Annotated in this window: 12 protein-coding genes; 3 read left to right on the plus strand and 9 right to left on the minus strand. The window is 64.3% G+C overall.

What is annotated here, in order from left to right:
* Positions 1-30 precede the first annotated feature (30 nt).
* Positions 31-1,935, minus strand: a complete 1,905-nt coding sequence (locus AWB72_RS12310) for an amylo-alpha-1,6-glucosidase (protein WP_040049567.1) — start codon at positions 1,933-1,935, stop codon at positions 31-33.
* Entirely contained in the window at positions 1,932-2,414 is a 483-nt protein-coding gene (locus AWB72_RS12315) for a nuclear transport factor 2 family protein (protein WP_040049566.1), read from the minus strand. Before AWB72_RS12315 ends, AWB72_RS12310 begins: the two co-directional genes overlap by 4 nt.
* A gap of 598 nt (positions 2,415-3,012) precedes the next feature.
* Here AWB72_RS12315 and AWB72_RS12320 point away from each other — a divergent pair.
* The gene (locus AWB72_RS12320) at positions 3,013-4,197 is read left to right on the plus strand and encodes a hypothetical protein (RefSeq protein ID WP_040049565.1); all 1,185 of its coding nucleotides are present in this window, start codon (positions 3,013-3,015) and stop codon (positions 4,195-4,197) included.
* Here the strand turns inward: AWB72_RS12320 and AWB72_RS12325 are convergent, their stop codons facing one another.
* The 4 genes from AWB72_RS12325 to AWB72_RS12340 all read right to left on the minus strand — a co-directional run bounded on the left by AWB72_RS12325 (position 4,198) and on the right by AWB72_RS12340 (position 12,810).
* A complete protein-coding gene (locus AWB72_RS12325; protein WP_040049564.1) occupies positions 4,198-5,478 on the minus strand; it encodes a DUF445 domain-containing protein in 1,281 nt (426 codons plus the stop codon).
* 38 nt (positions 5,479-5,516) lie between these two features.
* Positions 5,517-5,906, minus strand: coding sequence for an ACT domain-containing protein (locus AWB72_RS12330; protein WP_040049563.1), 390 nt, complete (start codon positions 5,904-5,906; stop codon positions 5,517-5,519).
* Entirely contained in the window at positions 5,903-11,719 is a 5,817-nt protein-coding gene (uvrA, locus tag AWB72_RS12335) for an excinuclease ABC subunit UvrA (protein ID WP_040049562.1), read from the minus strand. The genes AWB72_RS12330 and uvrA overlap by 4 nt, the downstream gene beginning before the upstream one ends.
* A gap of 197 nt (positions 11,720-11,916) precedes the next feature.
* Positions 11,917-12,810 carry an alpha/beta fold hydrolase gene (locus AWB72_RS12340; RefSeq protein ID WP_040049577.1) on the minus strand — a complete coding sequence of 298 codons (894 nt, stop codon included), beginning with the start codon at positions 12,808-12,810 and terminating at the stop codon, positions 11,917-11,919.
* A gap of 293 nt (positions 12,811-13,103) precedes the next feature.
* Here AWB72_RS12340 and AWB72_RS12345 point away from each other — a divergent pair, with 293 nt between their 5' ends.
* The gene (locus AWB72_RS12345; protein ID WP_040049576.1) at positions 13,104-15,098 is read left to right on the plus strand and encodes a glycoside hydrolase family 28 protein; all 1,995 of its coding nucleotides are present in this window, start codon (positions 13,104-13,106) and stop codon (positions 15,096-15,098) included.
* Between the two features lie 47 nt (positions 15,099-15,145).
* Here the strand turns inward: AWB72_RS12345 and AWB72_RS12350 are convergent, their stop codons facing one another.
* The gene (locus AWB72_RS12350; RefSeq protein ID WP_040049561.1) at positions 15,146-16,270 is read right to left on the minus strand and encodes a succinylglutamate desuccinylase/aspartoacylase family protein; all 1,125 of its coding nucleotides are present in this window, start codon (positions 16,268-16,270) and stop codon (positions 15,146-15,148) included.
* Position 16,271: 1 nt separating this feature from the next.
* On the minus strand, positions 16,272-17,051 hold the full coding sequence (locus AWB72_RS12355; protein ID WP_040049560.1) for a transporter substrate-binding domain-containing protein: 780 nt from the start codon (positions 17,049-17,051) through the stop codon (positions 16,272-16,274).
* A gap of 108 nt (positions 17,052-17,159) precedes the next feature.
* Between AWB72_RS12355 and AWB72_RS12360 the strand changes: the two genes are divergently transcribed.
* Entirely contained in the window at positions 17,160-18,092 is a 933-nt protein-coding gene (locus AWB72_RS12360) for a LysR family transcriptional regulator (protein WP_040049575.1), read from the plus strand.
* Positions 18,093-18,402: 310 nt separating this feature from the next.
* Here the strand turns inward: AWB72_RS12360 and AWB72_RS12365 are convergent, their stop codons facing one another.
* On the minus strand, positions 18,403-18,948 hold the full coding sequence (locus AWB72_RS12365; RefSeq protein ID WP_159459363.1) for an XAC2610-related protein: 546 nt from the start codon (positions 18,946-18,948) through the stop codon (positions 18,403-18,405).
* Between the last annotated feature and the right edge of the window lie 427 nt (positions 18,949-19,375).

Here is a 19,375-nt window from a genome sequence, read left to right on the forward strand (position 1 = left end):
CGATTCCGCCGCTATTTGCCCAAACGACGCTCATGTTTCGCCGATCAACTTCTCGACGCGCATCAGCTCCGCGAGCGACCACGCCTGAAACGGCGCGCCGCCGGGCGTATACGGCGCGTCGCCGTCCGCGACTTCGCTGATATGGCCGATGCCGTATCGGTTCAGATGCGCATGCAGCGGCGCGAGAAAGCGTTCACGCACGCCCGCCGCGCCATGCACGCGCAGCCACGCCTCGACGAAGGGACCCATGAGCCACGGCCACACCGTGCCCTGGTGATAGGCGCCATCGCGATCCAGCAAGCCGCCCGAATAACGGGAGCGATACGCCGGGTCCGAAGGCGCGAGCGTGCGCAGGCCGAGCGGCGTCAGCAAGTGCGCCTCGACCTGCGCGACGATCGCGCGCGCAGTCTCGTCATCGACGATCACATGCGGCAGCCCGCCGACCGCGAAGATCTGATTCGGGCGGATCGCGCGGTCGAGCTTGCCCGGCTCGTGATCGGCATCGACGACATCCACGAGCGCGTGCGTGTACGGATCGACGAAGCGCGCCTGGAATGCCTGCCGCGCGCGATCGTGCATCGGCTGCCAGCGCGCGTTCCACGCCGATGCGATCGCGAGCGCGTTGATCCACAACGCCTCGACTTCGACCGGCTTGCCGATGCGCGGCGTCACGACCCAGTCGCCCGCCTTCGCGTCCATCCACGTGAGCTGCACGCCGGGCACGCCTGCGCGCAGAAGGCCGTCGCCGTCGGCCGCGATGCCGAAGCGCGTGCCGTGCGCATAGCCTTCGAGGATCGCATCGACGGCGCGTTGCAGGCGGGTCGTCGTCGCGGCGAGCGCGTGACCGGTCGCGAGATAGTCGTGCACGGCGATCACGAACCACAGCGACGCATCGACGGAGTTGTACTCGGGCAAGCCGCCGCTGTCGGGAAAGCGGTTCGGCAGCATGCCTTCCGAGAGCACATCGGTCCATTCGAGCAGAATTGATTCGGCGTCCTGATGACGTCCCGGCGCGAGCAAGAGGCCGCGCATCGAGATGAACGTATCGCGGCCCCAGTCGGTGAACCACGGAAAGCCCGCGATGATCGTCAGCCCGTGCTTGCGCTTCACGACATACGCATCGGCCGATCGCGCGAGCCGCGAGCCGAATGCGGCGCGGCGTTCACGTTCCCGCGCGTCGAGTTCCGTTGCGAGCGCGGGGGCATCGCCATGAAGCGGCGGCCCGTCGCCTGTGTCGGCGTGCAGGATCAGCAGCGCTTCGCCGCGCGCGAGATCGAAGTGAAAGACGCCCGGCGTCGCGAGGTCTTCGATGTAATCCAGCCCGCGCTCACGTTCGCGCGCATAGCTGAAGTTGCGATACCAGTCGGGCGCGTGTTCGTATGCGCCGTTCGACATCGCGTTGATGACCGGCAAGCCGCCGTAAGGCTGCCAGTACACGCGCTCGCCATCGACGCTCGCATCGAAGCGGAAGTCCGCGTTCTCGCGATGCAGCGCGTGATAGTCGCGCCCCGACAAGAGCGGGCGCACGTGCAGCGTCGCTTGCGTGGCCGCGCCTTCGATACGCCAGCGCAGCACCGTCTGCCCGCTCTCCTTCGCGACGAACACTTCCGCGACGACCGCCGCGTTTTCGCCGATTCGATAACGCCACGTCGGCCACGGCGACAAGTCGAACGCAACCAGATGCGCCGATGCATCCGGATAGAGCACGTCGGGCGCATAGCGTTGCATCGTGAGAGGAACGCGCGTGCCGTCGATCTCGAGCCACGCCTCCACGCCGTTCACCAGCACGACGCGGCCCGCGGGCGGCTGCGTCGCCGCGAGCACGAGCGCGTGATAGCGGCGCGTGCGCATCGTGCCCACGGTGCCCGACGCGAAGCCGCCATGCGCATCGGCTTCGAGCCATTCGTCGTCGAAGCGCGCGGGATCGATCGTCATGCCGCCGCCTGCTTGCGGAAATCGGCGAGCGCGCGGCGCGCCTTCTTGCGGATGGCCTGCTGCATCCGGGGCGTCCAGCCGAAGCACCATCCGGCCGGCCCGAGCGCCTGGCGGCTCCAGCGCCAGAGATCGAAGGTATCGGTCTGTTCGAAGATGAGGCCGTCGCGGATAGCGAAGCGCGTGCGTATTTCGTTGACGACCGGCCGGCCCGTCGCCGAATACGTATAACGCGCGACGGCGTTCGCGCTCGCGGTCTGTCCGAGCGATTCGATGCCGTCGAAAGTCAGCGCGAAGTCGCTCGCGCGATGCAGCAGCATCCGCCACATGTCGCCCGCCTCGCGCCCGAACAGCACGCCGAACGCGGGGTCCTCGAAGCGGACGTCGGGCGCGTAGCACGCGGCCATCGCGTCCGCGTCGAGACTTTGAAAAGCGCGGTAGAAGCGCTCGATCAATGCGATGTTCGGATTCGAATCTGGCATGGCGGGTCGCGCTGCCGCGTCGGATGAGGAAGTTCGCATTCTCGCGCGGGTGCGCACTCTCTGCATGCCCGCCGCGCACACGACCGCCGCCCGCGTTGTTTCAACCGTTCCGAATGAAAAACATTAATGCGATTAAATCTGAAACGCGCGCACTCAACAATATTCGCGTTTATCGCAGCGAATAAGAAATATCCTAATTAACTAAGATTGATCTTAATCATAAAAAAAGCGGCCGGCGTCCTTGATTTATTTTTGGTGAAATATACTAAACCATATCCGGTTAAATATAATCGGGTGGCCGCGCCTGGCGAGTGGGTATCGAATTAGCCGGGAGCGGCATCACTCCCACACGGACTCGCAGCACAACCCGCTCAGGCAAGAAACACAGAGCATGACCAGAATCAAGCCCAGACTCAGCACGCCGTCAATGGCGTCCGCGGATTATTTTCTCACGGATGTCCGCACCGGGAACCTTATTCGCGCGATCCAGTCCGTATCGCCGGATAACGTTATTTATGTACTTAGAACGAAAGGTGGTTCACTCTATTGCGCGCAACTCGATTATCGACAACACCCGGATCGCAATTCGATTTTGCTGATGGCGTTCGAATTGGGTCTCTCCGTGACGATGACGGGGAACGAAAGCCACAATATCACCGATATTTCCGTGGCATTGCCCGGCACGCCGCCGCTTCCGTCGCTCGGTGAAACCTGGCGTTTGCTGGAAGACGTCAGAACGGGCGCCATTGTTCAGATCGAAGATGCGGATACGCTTGCGAGTATCGCGTATATCGTCCGCAGCCCGGATGGCTCGCATCACTGCGCGCAAATCCGCCCGCACGAGCACCGGTTGCGCAACGCCTTGCTGATGGCCGCTTTCCGAGGGAAGCTGCCGGCCACCGTCGCGGGCGACGCGGATTATTACCTCTCGGCGCTATCGGTGGGATCGCGGGCGTTCGGTCCGCATCTGAACGCCGCGCCGGCTTATATTTCGAGCACGCCGCGCTCCGGCGTCATCGAGGAAATCGTCGACAAGGAAGTCTCCGATACGCTCATCGTGATCGTCCGGTCGCCCGACGGCACGCGCTATCACGCGCAAGTCGACCGGCAGGAGCAGGCCAACCGCAATCATCTCCTGATGATCGCGCTCAGAGCGGGGCTGCCGGTCACGCTCGGCGGCAACGAGGATCACTACGTCACCGCGATATCGGTGGGTGCGTTGTCCGCGCCGGCCCCGCCGTCGCTCGTGCTCTTCGGACTCAGGCTGACGGAGACGCGCAGCGGGATTCTCGTGCGCATCATCGACTCCGACCGGCTCGACACCATCTGCTACGTGCTGCGCACAGCCGACGGAACGCTCTACTGCGCGCAGATGAACACGGCGCATCACATTGCCCGGCATCGCATACTGATGTCGGCGCTGGCGCGAAGCCTTCTCGTCACGCTTTCCGCGGACGGTAATTCGGTCGTCACGGGCGTCGCGGTCGGCCTGCCGCACGCGGGGAGTCCGACCTTCCATTGCGGCACGACGCGCTTCGCGAGCACCGAGACCGGCCGCATCGTCAGGATGATCGACTCGGATCTGCTGGGCACGGGCATCGTCTATGTGCTTCAGACGGCCGACGGCAGCGAATGGTGCGTGCCGCCGCTCACGTATGCGGAACCGGCGCGCAGCGAGCTGCTCAACACCGCGCTGATTGCCGGACTCACTGTGACGGTGAACGGCAGCAGCGCGGAAGACAAGCCGCACGGCCCCGGCAGCGTGATGGCCGAGCGCAAATGATCACGCCGTGAACAGCGTCACCGCGTGAATGAGCAGGCCGACCGCGCCGCCCACTAGCGTGCCGTTCACGCGGATGAATTGCAGATCGCGTCCGATGTTCAACTCGACATCGCGCACGAGCGTCGCGTCGTCCCATTGCTTGACGGTCGCGGCAATGTGCTTCGCGATGCCTTCGCGCAGTTCGGGCGCGAGCGCCTTCAACGCGTCGCGCATGTGCTCGTTGATGGACTCGCGCAACGCCGGATCGCTGCCGAGCGATTGCGCGAAGCCCGACGCGACCTGCACCACCTTCGCATGCAGCGCGGAATCCGGGCGCTGCAGGTCCGCGCCGAGCCACGTCGTGAATTCGTCCCATAGACCGTCGACATACCCGCGCAACTCCGGGCGCTCGAGCCATTCGCGCTTGTGCAGATCGATGCGCGCCTTGAACGCCGGGTCCGACTTCAGGCGTTCGACGAAGCGCTCCACGGCGGCATCGAAGGCCTGGCGGCGTTCGTGTTCCGGGTTGCTCGTCACGTCGTGCAGCCATTGATTCGCGCCGCGCACGAGGCCCGCCGCGAACTTGTTGCCGAGGTCGGCGGCATCGAGCCCGACGAAGCCGAGCATGCCGACGAGCTTCGGATATTCTTCGCCCGCCACCGCGACGATGCGCGCCGCCAGCATGTCCTGCACTTCGGGCTTGTCGAGCCACGCGGCCATCTGCTTCAGGCCTTCATCGAGCAGCAATTGATGACGCCGGTCAGCGGTCAGTGTGGACAGCAGATTGCCGGCAGCGGCCGACAGATCGAAGGCATCGGCGCGACGGCGGATGGCTTCGTACAGCGTCGTTTTGACGCGGTCGTCGTCGACGAAAGAAAGCAGCTGGCCGACCGCCGTCACCGCCTTCTTGCCGAGCAGTTCGGCGTTCTTCGGCTCCGCGAGCCACACGGAAAGGCGGCTGGCCGGATCGAACGCGTTCACGCGTGCGACGAGCGCATCCGTGCCGAGAAAGCGGTCGCGCACGAACACGGCGAGGTTGTCGGCGACGCGCGCCTTGTTCGCGGGCAGGATGGCCGTGTGGGGAATCGGCACGCCGAGCGGATGGCGAAACAGCGCGACGACGGCGAACCAGTCCGCGAGCGCGCCGACCATCGCCGCTTCCGCGAACGCCGATACCCACGCCCACAGGCCCACGTCGTGCTGACTTCTGGCGAGCGCGAACAGCGCGCCCGCCGCGACCAGCAAGCCGGCGGCGAACCACTTCATTCTCTTGAGGGCTAGGGCTTTATCCTGCGTGTCCATCGAGTCGTCATCGGGGTGGTGGAAAGTGCGCCAGCATATCAATGCCGGTGTTGCAACGCCAAGAGCGCGTTCATTGCGCGAGTGGCGTCATCGGCGGGAACGAAGATGTGATCGTGATACGCCGCCGCCATCACGTTGCAACTGATGCCCGCTTCGCCCAGCGCGCGGGCGAACGCGGCGGTCAGCCCGACCGCGTCCAGGTCCGATTGCACCGTCAGCGTGATCCACGCCGCACGAAACAGCGGCGCGATGCCCGCCGCCTTCGCCGCTTCCTCTTCCATCACGACGGTCAAGCCCTCGCGCTCCCGGAACGTCGCGACGATGCCCGCGCCGGTCAGCGGCGCATCGTGCGGCAGCGACGCGAACACGTAGACGCCCGGCTGCAGTTCGGGCCGCATCGACGCGATGAGCGCATCGAGATCTTTCATGCCGCGTCTTCCGCGCGCTGCGTGCGGCCGAGCACCGGCCGCAGCGCCGTTCCCGTGTGGCTGCGCGGATGGCTCGCGAGCGTTTCAGGGTCCGCCGCCGCCACGATCGTCCCGCCGTTCACGCCGCCTTCCGGCCCGAGGTCGAGCACCCAGTCCGCTTCAGCGATCACGTCCAGATCGTGCTCGATGACGATCACGCTATGCCCACCATCCACCAGCCGATGCAGCACGCGAATCAGCTTCGCCACGTCCGCCATGTGCAGGCCGACCGTCGGCTCGTCGAGCACATACAGCGTATGCGGCGGCTTCTGGCCGCGCCGCGTGATGTCGTCGCGCACTTTCGACAGCTCCGTCACCAGCTTGATGCGCTGCGCCTCGCCGCCCGAGAGCGTCGGCGACGGCTGGCCGAGCGTCAGATAACCGAGCCCCACGTCCTTCATCAACTGCAACGGATGCGCGATGCTTGGCATCGACGAGAAGAACTCGACGGCTTCGTCGATCTCCATCGTCAGCACTTCGCCGATGTTCTTGCCGCGCCACGTCACCGCGAGCGTTTCGGGATTGAAGCGCTGGCCGTGGCACACGTCGCACGGCACCTTCACGTCCGGCAGGAAGTTCATCGCGATGGTGCGCACGCCCTGGCCTTCGCACGCGGGACAGCGGCCATCGCCCGTATTGAACGAGAAACGCGACGGCGTGTAGCCGCGCGCGCGGGCTTCGAGCGTGTCCGCGAACAGCTTGCGGATGGTGTCCCACATGCCGATGTACGTCGCCGGGCACGAACGCGGCGTCTTGCCGATCGGCGTCTGATCGACTTCCAGCACGCGGTCGATGGCCTCGAAGCCGGTGACGCCCGAACAGCCTTGCCACGCGTGGACGACATCGAACTTCGGGCGCGGCGCTTCGCGCGCGAGCACGCTCGCACGCGACTTCGCCGCGGGCTTGCCTTCCGCCGCCTGCGCCGTCTTGCGCGCGCGTCGGACCGCCGGCGACGAGAGCACCGAGCGGCCGACGGCATCGAGCAGATTCGTCATGAGCACGTCGCGGGCGAGCGTCGATTTGCCCGAGCCCGACACGCCCGTGATCGCGACGAGCCGGTTGAGCGGCATGCTCGCCGTCACGTTGCGCAGGTTGTGCAGCGTCGCGTTTTCGACCGTGAGCCATTGCTCGGGCACGGCGGGGCGCTTGCCCGTCGCGGCGCGCACTTCGCGGCGCGGTTGCAGCGGATGCACGATCGGATTCGCGAGCATCCGCCCAGTCAGCGACGCCTTGTGCGCCGCGAGATCCGTCACGCTGCCCTGCGCGACCACCGTGCCGCCGCGCTTGCCCGCGCCCGGCCCGATATCGATGATGTGATCCGCGCGGCGAATCGTGTCCTCGTCATGCTCGACGACGACGAGCGTATTGCCCTTGTCGTTGAGCTTCTTGAGCGCGGACAGCAGGATCAGGTTGTCGCGCGGATGCAGGCCGATGGTCGGTTCATCGAGCACATAGCACACGCCTTGCAGGTTGCTGCCGAGTTGCGCCGCGAGACGAATGCGCTGCGCTTCGCCGCCCGAGAGCGTCGGCGCGGCGCGATCCAGGCTCAGATAACCGAGCCCGACTTCTTCGAGGAACTGCAAGCGCCCTTCGATTTCGCTGATGACGTCGCGCGCAATGTCCGCGTCGCGTCCCGTGAGTTTCAGCGACGCGATCCACTCGCGCGTATCGGTCACGGTCCAGCGGCCGACTTCGGTGATCGGATAGTTGCCGAACGTGACGGCGCGCGCGACATCGTTGAGACGCGTGCCTTCGCATTCGGGACACGGCTGATCGACGATATCGTCCGGTTCCTGATCCACCGAACCGATGCTCTGCTCGCGGCCGCGATCGTCCTGCGCGAAGACGGTATCGTCGAAAGCGGCGCGCTGCTCGCGCGTGAGCTTCACGCCGGTGCCGACGCACGTGTTGCACCAGCCATGCTTGCTGTTGTACGAGAACATGCGCGGATCGAGTTCCGGATAGCTCGTGCCGCATGTCGGACACGCGCGCTTCGTCGAGAACACGATGGTCTCTTCGCGGCCGCGCCGCTTGCCGTTCGACAGCGCGCCGTGCAGTTCATCGAGCGGCGCGCACAGATGCATCACGCCTTTGCCGATTTCGAGCGTGTCGTCGAGCACGCGGCGCAGTTCCGCTTCGTTATCCGCCGATACGACGAGGTCCGCCACCGGCAGTTCGATCGTATGTTCGCGGAAGCGGTCGAGCTTCGGCCACGGATCGACGGAATGAAACTCGCCGTCCACGCGCAGATGCGTGTTGCCGCGCGCCTTCGCCCACTTCGCGAGATCCGTATAAACGCCCTTGCGATTCACGACGAGCGGCGCCAGCAAGCCGACATGCTGCCCCTTGAAATCGCGCAGTATTTGCGCGGCGATGGACTCGGAGCTTTGCGCCTGCACCGGCGTGCCGTCGTGGATGCAATGCTGAATGCCGAGCTTCACGTAAAGCAGGCGCAGGAAGTGCCAGACTTCCGATGTCGTCGCGACCGTGCTCTTGCGTCCGCCGCGCGAAAGACGCTGCTCGATCGCGACGGTCGGCGGAATGCCGTAGACGGCATCGACTTCGGGCCGGCCCGCCGGCTGCACGATGGATCGCGCATACGCGTTCAGCGATTCCAGATAGCGGCGCTGGCCTTCGTGGAAGAGGATATCGAACGCGAGCGTGGACTTGCCCGAGCCCGAGACGCCCGTCACGACGTTGAACTTGTTGTGCGGAATATCGACGTCGAGCGACTTCAGGTTGTGCTCCCGCGCATTCACGATCCGCACGACGTCCTCGCCCTGCAGCGCGCGCCGTGCGCTCGCCACTTCCGCCGCAAGCTGCAACGGCACGCCCGCGCGCTTTTCCGCCGCGCCGGGCTGCATGGCTTCTTCGTAATCGACGAGCGCGCGGCCCGTATGCGAGTGATCGCACGCGGCCACATCGTCGGGCGTGCCGACGCACACCACTTGCCCGCCGCCATCGCCGCCTTCGGGACCGAGATCGATGATCCAGTCCGCCGCGCGAATCACATCGAGATTGTGCTCGATCACGATCAGCGAATGGCCGCGCTCCAGCAGACGGCGCAACGCCTGCATCAACTTGGCGATGTCGTCGAAATGCAGACCCGTGGTCGGCTCGTCGAACATGAAAAGCCGGTCCTTCTGATTCGGCGATGCCGTCTCCGCCAGGAAGCCCGCGAGCTTCAAACGCTGCGCTTCGCCGCCCGAAAGCGTCGGCACGGGCTGGCCGAGCTTCACATATTCGAGGCCCACATCGACGATAGGCTGCAGCACGCGCAATACTTCGGCATCCGAATCAAATAGCGACACCGCTTCGCTGACCGTCAGTTCGAGCACGTCCGCGATGCTCAGTTCGCGGCCATCGCGCTCGATCTTCACTTCGAGAATTTCCGCGCGATAACGCCGTCCGTCGCAATCGGGACAGCGCAAGTACACGTCGCTCAGGAACTGCATTTCGACGTGCTCGAAGCCCGAGCCGCCGCATGTCGGGCACCGTCCGTCGCCCGAATTGAAGCTGAACATGCTCGCGCCATAACCGCGTTGCGCGGCGAGCGGCGCCTTCGCGAAGAGCTTGCGGATTTCATCGAACGCGCCGACATAGCTCGCCGGATTCGAGCGTGCCGTGCGGCCGATCGGCGATTGATCGACGAACACCACGTCGCCGAGTTGCTCCGCGCCCTTCAACGCACGAAACGCGCCGGGCGCTTCGGTCGCCTTGCCGAAGTGACGCATCAGCGCGGGCGCGAGCACATCCTGAATGAGCGTCGATTTGCCTGAACCTGAAACGCCCGTCACGCAGACGAGACGCTGCAACGGAATATCGACCGTCACGTCCTGCAGGTTGTGATCGCTTGCGCCTTCGAGCACGAGACGCGGCGTGTTCGCATCGACGACGCGGCGCGTCCAGTTCGCCGAATGCGCGACGTGCCGCCTGCCGCCGAGGTACGCGCCGGTGAGCGTGTCGCTCGATTGGATGTCGCCAGGCGTGCCGTCATAGACGATCTGCCCGCCGCGTTCGCCCGGCCCCGGTCCCATGTCGATGAGACGATCCGCCGCCAGCATCACCGATGGATCGTGCTCCACGACGACGAGCGTATTGCCCGCATCGCGCAGACGATGCATCGCTTCGACAATGCGGTTCAGGTCGCGCGGATGCAGCCCGATGCTCGGTTCGTCGAGCACGAACAGCGTGTTCACGAGCGACGTGCCGAGCGCCGTCGTCAGGTTGATGCGCTGCACTTCGCCGCCCGAGAGCGTGCGGCTCTGGCGATCGAGCGTCAGATAACCGAGGCCCACGTCGCAGAGATACTTGAGGCGCGTGCGCACTTCGGCGTGCAGCAGCTTGAGCGCTTCGTCGAGCAAGGTGGAAGGCAGCGTCAGCGAATCGAAGAAGCGGCGGATGCGGTCGATCGGCATCAGCATCAGATCGTGCACGGTCAGGCCCGGCAGCGCTTCGAGCTGATCGCGCGTCCAGTCGACGCCGTTCGGCATGAAGCGGTCGGCGGGCGCGAGCACGGCATCGGCCTGTTCCTTCGTGCCGAGACGCCACAGCAGCGATTCGGTCTTGAGGCGCGCGCCCGCGCACGCGGGACACGTCGTATAGCTGCGGTATTTCGAAAGCAGCACGCGGATATGCATCTTGTACGCCTTCGACTCGAGATAGTCGAAGAAGCGCTGCACGCCGTACCACTGGCTATTCCACTTGCCGCTCCAGTCGGGCGATCCCTTGATGACCCAGTCGCGTTCTTTCTGCGTGAGTTCGTTCCAGGGCACGCCGAGCCGGATGCCCGCCTTCGCGCCGTATCGCACGAGGTCGTCCTGATTCTCTTTCCACGCGGGCGTTTGCAGCGTCTTGACCGCGCCTTCGCGCAGCGTTTTCTTTTCGTCCGGAATGACGAGACCGTAGTCCACGCCGATCACGCGACCGAAGCCGCGGCACGTTTCGCACGCGCCATACGCCGAGTTGAACGAGAACAGCGCGGGTTGCGGATCGGCGTAGCGCAGGTCGCTTTCGGGGCTGTGCAGGCCGGTCGAGAAGCGCCAGATGTCCGGCTCGCCGTCTTCCTTCAGCACGTAGACGTTCACGCGCCCGGTGCCGCGCAGTAATGCGCCTTCGATGGCTTCCAGCGCACGCGACCGCTCCGTGTTCTGCAAGCGGAAACGGTCCGCGACGACATCGAGCACTTGCCGCGCGCCCGCATCCGTCTGAACGTGGCGCTTCGCCTGCACGCGCGTGTAGCCGCTCGCGGACAGCCATTGCGCGACTTCGTCGTCGCTGGTGGCGTCGGGCAATTCGACGGGAAACGTGATCGCGAGACGCGGATCGTCGGCGCGCGTGCGTTCGAGCAGCTCGGCGTAAATGGTTTCGGGCGTGTCGTGCCGTACGCGATGCGCGGTCTTCCTGTCGAACAGTTCGGCAGCGCGCGCGTAGAACAGCTTCAGGTGATCGTTGAGTTCGGTCATCGTGCCGACGGTCGAGCGCGAGCTGCGCACCGGGTTCGTCTGGTCGATGGCGATGGCGGGCGGCACGCCGTCCACGCGATCCACCTGCGGGCGGTCCATGCGGTCGAGAAACTGGCGCGCGTAGGCGCTGAACGTTTCGACGTAGCGGCGCTGGCCTTCGGCGTAGAGCGTATCGAAGACGAGGCTCGACTTGCCGGAGCCGGACGGGCCGGTCACGACCGTCATCTGGCCGGTGTGCAGGTCGAGATCGAGATTCTTGAGGTTATGTTGCCGAGCGCCGCGAATGCGGATTGCGTTGTTCGATGCCAATTTTTCAACCGGTTCAATGTGATGGACGGCTCTCGCGCGTCTGTCGACAGCCGTGGGCGGCACGCACGAGTGTTCGGTGGCGCGCGCCTGCCGCAGCGAACAGTACTGTACACCTATACAGTATGTGTCGCCAAACGCGCGGGAAGTGTGCGGCAGTGTCCTTGCAAGTAGCTCGCCCGGTCGTGCTTTCGCGGCCTTCAGCGCAGATGGGCGATGAGCGCCTCCGCGACCGCATCGGGCGCCTCGCGCGGCGGAAAATGCCCCGCGCCGTCGATCACCACGCGCCGGTAGCCCGCCGTGAAGCACGCGTCCTGTCCTTCGGACATCGCGGGGTCGTCGCAGCTATCCGCGCCGCCCTGGATCATCAGCGCGGGAACGCCGATTCGCTCGATGCCGCGAAGACGTTCGTGAAGCGGCGAAAGCGCCGGATCGGACGGTTGATCGCTGCGCCAGCGGCGCCGATACGCGTTCAGCGTGACCGGCACCCAGTCGGGGTTCTCGAAGGCGCGCGCGGTGGCGTCGAACTCGGCCTCGTCGAACCAGCCCGGCGGCGACCACGTGTCCCACTGGATGCGCGCGAAGCCTTTAGGGTCGGCGGCGACGGCGGCCGGGCCGGCATCGAGCGACATGAACCACTGGTACCAGAAGCGCCGCGCCTGCGCGAAATCCGGCGGCAGCGCGAACTCGCCGCGCGGCTGGAACGCCAGCGCGATCGCGGCCATGCGGCGCACGCGCTCCGGGAACAGCGCGGCGATGGTGTATGCGGCGCGCGCGCCCCAGTCGTGGCCGACCACGTCGAATTGCGCGATCCCCAGCGCATCGGCGAGATCGACGGCATCGCGCGCGAGCGCCACGCCCGAACCGTCTCGCACGGTGTCATCGCGCAGAAAACGCGTGCCGCCTGCGCCGCGCAGCTCCGGCACGACGGTGCGAAAGCCGGCGTCGTTCAGCCGCGCCGCGACTGCCGTCCACGCGCGGGCGGCGTCGGGCCAGCCGTGCAGGAGAAGGACGGCGGGGCCATCGGCGGGACCGGTGTCGGCGTAAGCGATGTTCAGCGTCGGCGTTTCGGCGTGGCGATCGAAATCCAGCATGACGGCTCCTTCCTGAGGGCACGGAAGCTTCATTCTAGGGCGGCGGTGCGTTACACGTTTTCCTTCGCGAATGAGTAAAGACGGCTGACGTCGTACCAGAAAGCCTACGGGAAAGTACCGACCATTCGCCGACAAGCCAAGCCTTGACGCTTGATCTAGAGGCCCGGTATCGTTCATCGAGGTAAACGGTTTCCCGTTTCGTCGCCTAAACAAGGCGACCGACGCGAAAACAGTCGTACGACGTCGCTCAAGATTCCCACAACATATCCGGCCAGACCGGAATGGAGACACGCATGAAGGATCGCAGTCAGACCGTCACCTCGCCGCGACGCCGCAGCATCCTCAAGTTCGCCGGCGTTTCCGCGGGCGCACCGCTCATCGGCGGGCTCGGCAGCCTCGGCATGCTCGCCGGTTGCGGCGGCCACGACGATTCGAACCCCGCGACACCGACCGCCGCCACCGATCCCATCTGGGGACCGACCGGCTCGGCGACGCAGATCGTCAATGCATTGCAGAGCGTTTCGTCCTCGATGGTGCCGAGCCGCCAGTTCCTTGTCACCGACTACGGCGCGCAGCCCTGCGCGGTGGTCGCCGCGACGAATCCGTACACCGATCCGGCCAAGTCGCCGCTCAGCACCGGCGCGGACAAGACGCACGCGCCCGGCTCCTTCGATTCGCGCCCCGCGTTCCTCGCGGCCATCGCGGCGTGCAGCGCGGCGGGCGGCGGACGCGTCGTCGTGCCGACGGGCAACTGGTATTGCGCGGGACCGATCGTCCTACAGTCGAACGTCGACTTTCACCTGAGCGCGAACTGCGAGATCTTCTTCAGCCAAAACCCGGCCGACTTCGCGAAGGACGGTCCGGTGGATTGCGGCGCGAACGGCAAGCTCTATTACAGCCGCTGGCAGGCAAACGATTGTCTGAACTATGGCCCGCCGGTCTACGCGCGCAACCAGACGAACATCGCGATCACCGGCGAAGGCGATACTTCCGTGCTCAACGGCCAGGCGATGACGCCGTTCGCCGGCAGCGGCAACACCGCGACGTGCTGGTGGACGTACAAAGGCACGAGCGGCGCGTACGGATACGCGGGGTCGTCGACGCCGTCGCAGGCGTACGCGAATCCGAAGAATGTCGATCTGAAATCGGCCGCGCCCGGCATATCGGACGCGCTCTACGCGAAGCTCACCGACCCCGCGACGCCGTGGCAGCAGGACCAGAACTACCTTCCGGCGCTCTCGGAAGCGGGCGTGGCCATCGAGAAGCGCATCTTCGGCCTCGGCCATTATCTGCGGCCCTGCATGGTGGAATTCATCGGGTGTACTAATGTTCTGATGCAGGGGTATCGCACGATCAACACGCCGTTCTGGCAGCATCATCCGACGGATTGCAGGAACGTCGTGATCCGCAACGTGACGGTGGACAGCATCGGTCCAAACAACGACGGCTTCGATCCCGATGCCTGCGACATGGTCCTCTGCGAGAACGTGACGTTCAACACGGGCGACGATTGCATCGCGATCAAATCGGGCAAGGATCTCGATACGCAATACGGTCCCGCGCAGAACCACGTCATCCAGAATTGCACCATGAACAGCGGTCACGGCGGCATCACGCTCGGCAGCGAAATGGGCGGCGGCGTGCAGAAGATCTACGCGCGCAACCTTCAGATGCTGAATCAGTTCTGGGCGACGAACTCGCTGAATATCGCCATTCGCGTGAAGACCAACATGAATCGCGGCGGCTTCGTGAAGGACTTTTATGTCGATAACGTGACGCTGCCGAACGGTGTGAGCCTCACGCCTTCCGGCTATGGCAGCAGCCTGCTCGCGGGCAGTCCGATCAACGCGACGGTGCCGCTCGGCGTCGTCACGGCGGCGGCGGCGAATCCGTCGGCGGCGCAGGGCGGCATCATCACGTTCGACTGCGACTATCAGCCTTCGAAGGACGCCATCCGCACGCGGCCCGCGCTCGTGCAGAACGTGAACATATCGAACGTGAAGGCGAGCAACGTGAGCCTGAACGGCGCGACGGGATCGTGCTTTCAGGCGATCGTCGCGCAAGGTCCGGTCGCGTTCGACTACAACGGCCCCGCGCCGACGCCCGCGATTCCGGCGATCAGCGGCGTCACGATCACCAATTGCGACTTCGGCACGCCCGTTGCGGCGGGACCGGCGACGGCGACATCGCCGGGACCGATCTACGCGTACAACGTGCATGACATCAAGCTCGTCAATACGTTGGTCGCCGGGCAGACGATGAATCAGACGGTCACCGACGCGCGGTAAGTCAATGGCGGGGCTCGCTCTTCACGGTGCAGACGAGCCCCGCTTTCTCATGCTCCGATCAGCACGCCGGTCCTGAACGCCTTCGCGCCGGTCACGCGCCCCATCGGTGCGCCCGCATAAACGAAGCGCGTCGCGCGTCGCATGTAGAACACGCCGTCGTTCTTCGTGGCGATGGTCGTGACCGCGTCCGTCAGCGGATCGACGATATCGAACACGGCATCGCCCGCCTTCAGCACAGCGCCCACCTCCGCGCGATAAATCACGATACCGCTCACCGGCGCGATCAGCTGCTCGCTGCCCGCAAGCGGCGTCGCGGATCGATCGAGCGCCGGCATCTCGGGCGCCTCGCCTTCTATCACGCCACGTGCGATGAGAAACGACACGATCGCCTCCGCGTCGCCATCGGCGTGTTCGTAATCCACATCTCGCTGCCCGCGATGCTCCAGCGTCGCCGCGATATTCGGCGCACCGAGCGGCACGTCGTCGGGAAGCAGCGCGCGGACCTCGTTCCAGAGCAGCGCGTGAATTTCATCGAACGACTGACCGCCCGAATCGGTCGCGAGCAGCACGCCGTTCGCGCCGAGATAGCGCGCGAGCGGCTCGATGGCCGGCCAGCTCGCCGGGCTCGTGTAGAGATGCATCGTCGCTTCGAGCGAGCAGTGCAGATCGAGCACGACATCGGCATCGGATGCATGTTTCAGCAACGCGAGCCGCAGCGATTCGAACTCGTTGCGCGGCGTCGTTTCGCCGAGCATCTCGCACACCGCGGCGCGCAAAAGGCGCGTGTTATACGCGGCGTCATCGCGACACCAGCGCGAGCCCACGCGCTCCACGAGCGCCTTCGCCGCCGGCATCGGAAACTGACGGTTGAAGTTCTGGCCGCTGTTCGCCTCGAACCGGCCGATGAACTGCCCCAGTACATGCTGCGACAAGCCGATCGGATTCGCGACCGGCACCAGCACCACTTCGCCGCGCATACGCCCGGCTGCATCGAGTTCGATCAGGCGTTGTTTCAGGCGCCACGCGGTGAGCATCGCGGGCGTTTCGTCGGCATGTAAGGATGCCTGAATATATATTTTTTGCCCGGCACGTCCCGCGCCGAAATGAAAGCTGACGAGATCGCGCGTGGTGCCGAGCGTCGTGGATACGAGCGGCGTGCGTTGAACGTGCATGTCAGTCCCCGTAGACGTCGAAATCGAAATACTTGCGCGCGATCTTTTGATACGTGCCATCGGCGCGCATGTCGGCGACGGCTTTATCGACCTTCGCTTTCAGCGCCGTATCGTCGAGCCGCATGCCCATGCCGACGCCGTGATCGCCCATCGAAAGCGGCGCGCCGACGAACGCGAAGCCCGCGCCGCGCGGCGTCTTCAGAAAGCCGTGTTCCGCTTCGACGGAGCCGAGCAGCGCGGCGTCGATGCGTCCCGCGATCAGATCGTTGAACACGCCCTCCTGGCTTTGATACGCGACGACTTCCACGCCGCCAGGCTGCCAGTTCTTGAGCGCGTAGGTTTCGAACTGACTGCCGCTTTGCACGCCGACGCGCTTGCCGCGCAAGCCGTCCGCGCTCGCGGTCAGCGGCGCGCCGCTCTTCGCGATCAGGCGCGAGCGGAACTGGAAGAGCTTCGTCGAGAACGCGATCTGCTTCATGCGCTTGTCGGTGATCGCCATCGACGACATGATCCCGTCGATCTTGCGCGCCTGCAGCGCGGGGATCATTCCGGAGAATTCGAGTTCGACCCATTCGCAATGCATCGCGATGCGGCGGCAGATTTCATCGCCGAGATCGACGTCGAAGCCCGCGACGTGACCGTCCGGCGTCTTGACGTCCATCGGCGGATAACCGGGATCGATGCCGAGCCGCAACGCGTTCGCTTCCTTCGCGATGACGGTGGTGGACGCGAGCAGGCCGGCAAGCACGCAGGCGATGAGAGACGAGGTAGATGGGCGCATGACGGTATCGAGAGAATGTCGGCACGCCGATACTAAAGCCTCGAAATGCGCCTAAAAAGTGCCGGTTTGCTTATCATGATCAGCTTTTGCGATCACTCGGAAGGCATCGTGGAACTGACTCTCACGCAGCTACGCATGTTCATCGCGGTCGCAGAGGCGGGCAGTCTGCGCGCGGCGGCGCGGCGGCTTTCCATCGCGCAGAGCGGCGTGACGCAGCAGTTGCGCAAGCTGGAGACCAACGTCGGCGGGCCGCTTTTCGAACGCGATGTGCGCGGCGTGCGGCTCACGCCGATCGGCGAAAGGCTGCGCGTGCGGGCCGATCTGATCATCGGCGAATGCGAGAAGACGGAAGCGGAAATGCGGCAATTGCGCGGCGAACTGGTCGGGAGCGTATCGCTTGGACTCGCCGCCGAAGCCACGATGCGCCTCTTTCCCGCGCTGCTCGCGAGCTTTCGGGAGCGCTGTCCGCGCATCGACGTGCATCTGACGAGCGCCACGTCGCGCGTGCTGACGTCGTGGGTGCGGGAAGGCAGTCTCGATTTCGCGCTTGCGAGCATCGCCACGGACGCGGACTTGCACGACATGGAGACCACGCGTCTTTTCGATGCCGACGTCGCCGTGATGGCGCGGCGCGGTCATCCGCTCGCCGGCGCGCGCACGCTCGCCGAGCTGCGTGACGCCGAATGGGTGAGCACGCGGCATAAAACTCAGCGAAGCAACCGGCTGGCCGCGATGTTCGAGCAGGCGGGCTTGCCGCCGCCGCGCATCGCCGCGACGACTGAAGCCGTCTTCGATACGCTGCATTGCATCGCCGCGAGCGACTATCTCGCACTGGAACCGGCGAGCCTCGCGGATCACGCGTTCTTTCGCGATCACATCGTCGTGGCGCCCGTCGCCGAGCGCGCGGCGGGCGCGCCCGTGTGCCTGCTGCGGCGCGCGGGCGTGCCGCTCACGCCCGCAGCGCAGGAACTCGCGACGATGGCCGTATCGTTCGCGCGGATGCTGCCGGCAGCAAAACATGCGACACCGAGAACGGTATAACTCCCGCCATATTCGACGGATCGGCCGGCACGCACAGGCGAAGTTAACCTTCGGCGAAAGCGTAGTCAGTGGCAGCCACATGGGCAGGTGGGCGAAGCATCGCTAGGCGCTGACCGTTTTCGGTAGTAAGGCCCGCATTGCATGAAGTTGCCACCCAAGCAGGCGAGTCTTCGGCTCATATCATCGAAACGGCAGGCCGCTCGCGGCTGCGCCGCCATGTTTCGGTTAGCGGACCACAAACGAAGAGCGCATTGATCGTTGCGTTCCTCACCGCTATATGAAACTTTCGCAGGCATTTATGCCGAGAGCGTTACTTAGCATCCTCTTTGATTTCTTTAAGCTTGGAAGATGTTCTTCTACCTTTTCTGCAGCGGTCGACGTATTCGTACGACTCGCCTGTCGGGCTGCAATAGGTCCGTGCTCTTTCAACAAGATGAATTTTGTTTTTGGCGTCTACTGAGTAATGCTCCTCCCAATTTCCACATGCGCTTTGATGAAAACATGCGCCGATTACTTCTTTTGTTCGCCCGTCAGCCTCAACACAGGGAAGGTCGCTCATCTCCTTGTTGAATTCATAGTAATCACCGCTTTTGGAATAAAGATATATGCTATAGAACTCCTGATTGGCGCCTCGCTCCCTGAGTATCTTTATATCAGTTCTCCCGTCGAAATTCATATCCTCAAACTTAATATCGCCCTGCTGGGCATCATTACTGAGCTTGATGGTTTGCAAACGCCCCGTCGGGGTAGTTATCTTAACTGCATCACGGACGATGGCTATCTTCGGCATCCGTGTTCTCGCCCAAACAGGCTCATAGAGCAAGCGCGCAACAATTAAAAAGATGACGAGTAGCACTAGCCTCCCCATAAATCGTTCACTGCGCAGGCTCTTTCTGTTCGCGTGCATCACGCGTAGCGTCACCAACAGACCCACGGAGCTCGAGTTCAAATTGTTGTGTTTCAAATGGAATAACATATGCCGCATCACATGATCGAAGACTCTTTCCCCTAGGCCGTCATAAATCAAAACTCGCACCGCAATTAGGTCGCGAGATAACGTCGTCTTTTCGGGTATGCGCCTAAACGCCGCCCGAGCAAAACCATAGCAAAAGAATGATACAAGAACTACGCGCTGCTATGAATAGAAACCAAATGACGAGAATAGCCTCTTCAGAACGTCAAACCTTTTCTCGTGCCTTATATTCTGGTAATGTACCGAGAAGTGTGCAAAAAGCTGCTGGCGGGAAAATGCTTAGGAGGGGTGGCCGTGGTGTAAGTTGATG

Origin of the sequence: Caballeronia concitans, from assembly GCF_001544615.1 — a bacterium.
Classification (GTDB): domain Bacteria; phylum Pseudomonadota; class Gammaproteobacteria; order Burkholderiales; family Burkholderiaceae; genus Caballeronia; species Caballeronia concitans.

Coding starts and splice junctions, on each gene's coding strand:
- AWB72_RS12310 (WP_040049567.1), bottom strand. CDS start 1,935: ATGACGATCGATCCCGCGCGCTTCGACGACGAATGGCTCGAAGCCGAT.
- AWB72_RS12315 (WP_040049566.1), bottom strand. CDS start 2,414: ATGCCAGATTCGAATCCGAACATCGCATTGATCGAGCGCTTCTACCGC.
- AWB72_RS12320 (WP_040049565.1), top strand. CDS start 3,013: ATGGCGTTCGAATTGGGTCTCTCCGTGACGATGACGGGGAACGAAAGC.
- AWB72_RS12325 (WP_040049564.1), bottom strand. CDS start 5,478: ATGGACACGCAGGATAAAGCCCTAGCCCTCAAGAGAATGAAGTGGTTC.
- AWB72_RS12330 (WP_040049563.1), bottom strand. CDS start 5,906: ATGAAAGATCTCGATGCGCTCATCGCGTCGATGCGGCCCGAACTGCAG.
- AWB72_RS12340 (WP_040049577.1), bottom strand. CDS start 12,810: ATGCTGGATTTCGATCGCCACGCCGAAACGCCGACGCTGAACATCGCT.
- AWB72_RS12345 (WP_040049576.1), top strand. CDS start 13,104: ATGAAGGATCGCAGTCAGACCGTCACCTCGCCGCGACGCCGCAGCATC.
- AWB72_RS12350 (WP_040049561.1), bottom strand. CDS start 16,270: ATGCACGTTCAACGCACGCCGCTCGTATCCACGACGCTCGGCACCACG.
- AWB72_RS12355 (WP_040049560.1), bottom strand. CDS start 17,051: ATGCGCCCATCTACCTCGTCTCTCATCGCCTGCGTGCTTGCCGGCCTG.